We start from the raw sequence: 1,399 nt of genomic DNA on the forward strand, positions 1-1,399 counted from the left end.
CTCCGGCCTCGGTTACGTGGCCTACGGGCTGGCCGCGCGCTAGGTGGAGCGCGTGGATTCCGGATACCGTTCGGCCATGAGCGTGCAGAATTCGCTGGTCATGCACCCCATCGAGGCCTACGGGACGCCTGAGCAGAAGAAAAAATACCTGCCCAAGCTGGCCAGCGGTGAGCTTGTCGGCTGTTTCGGCCTCACCGAGCCGGACGCCGGATCCGATCCCTCCTCCATGAAGACAAGGGCCCGGCGCACCCCGGGCGGTTACGTGCTGACGGGAACCAAGACGTGGATCACCAACTCGCCGATAGCCGACATCGCCATAGTCTGGGCCAAGGTGGCGGACGAGGACGACACCATACGCGGCTTCATCGTCGAGGCCGGTGCTTCCGGCTACTCGGCCCCGAAGATAACCAACAAGCTCTCCCTGCGCGCTTCCGTCACCGGCGAGATCGTCCTTGACGAGGTGGAGGTTCCCGCTTCGGCCCTGCTGCCGGAAGCGGCCGGGCTGAAGGGGCCGTTCGGTTGCCTCAACAAGGCCCGTTACGGCATCGCCTGGGGGGCCATGGGAGCCGCCGAGGCCTGCTGGCATGCGGCGCGTGAATACGTGCTGGAGCGCAAGCAGTTCGGCCGCCCGCTGGCCGCCAACCAGCTCATCCAGAGAAAACTGGCCGACATGCAGACCAGCATAGCAACCGGCCTTTCCGGCTGCCTGATGCTGGGGCGCGGGCTGGAGGAGGGCCGCCTCGCGCCGCCGGCCATATCGCTGATGAAGCGCAACAACTGCCGCGCCGCCTTGCGGGTGGCGCGCGCCGCCCGCGACATGCTGGGCGGCAACGGCATATCGGACGAATTCCCCGTCATGCGCCACATGGTCAACCTCGAGGCGGTCAATACCTACGAGGGCACCGAGGACATGCACGCCCTCATCCTGGGCCGCGCCCAGACGGGCCTGCAGGCTTTCCGCTGCTGACAAGAGCCTGGCAGACGCCTGCTTGCGCTTGCCCGGCTCACATCACGCGCCGCCAACCCCGCAGGCCCTGATCCCGAAGGCCTGCACCAGGGCCACGTCCTTCAGGTGGTCGAAGCGCCCCGGCTTGCCGCCGTGGCCGGCGCCCATGTCGGTCTTCAGCAGCAGCAGGTTGTCGTCGCGCTTCTTTTCGCGCAGGCGCGCCACCCACTTGGCCGGTTCCCAGTAGGTGACGCGCGGATCGGTCAGCCCGGCCACCGCCAGGATGGCCGGGTATTCCTGCTCGCGCACGTTGTCACAGGGGCTGTAGCTGGCGATGTTCAGGTAATCATCCCTGCTCTTTATCGGGTTGCCCCATTCCGGCCACTCCGGCGGCGTCAGCGGCAGGGTGTCGTCGAGCATGGTGGCCAGCACATCGACGAAGGGCACCTCGGC

General features: G+C 67.1%; 1 protein-coding gene and 1 pseudogene. One reads left to right on the forward strand and one right to left on the reverse strand.

All coding sequences use genetic code 11. From position 1 onward, the window contains the following. A pseudogene (locus AC30RD_RS09310) lies at positions 1-967 on the forward strand (acyl-CoA dehydrogenase family protein); the annotation flags it as partial. A gap of 42 nt (positions 968-1,009) precedes the next feature. Here the strand turns inward: AC30RD_RS09310 and AC30RD_RS09315 are convergent. Beyond that, a partial coding sequence (locus AC30RD_RS09315; protein ID WP_489494262.1) for a prolyl oligopeptidase family serine peptidase occupies positions 1,010-1,399 on the reverse strand: 390 nt, incomplete at its 5' end.

This window comes from Nitrosophilus sp., from assembly GCF_982775275.1.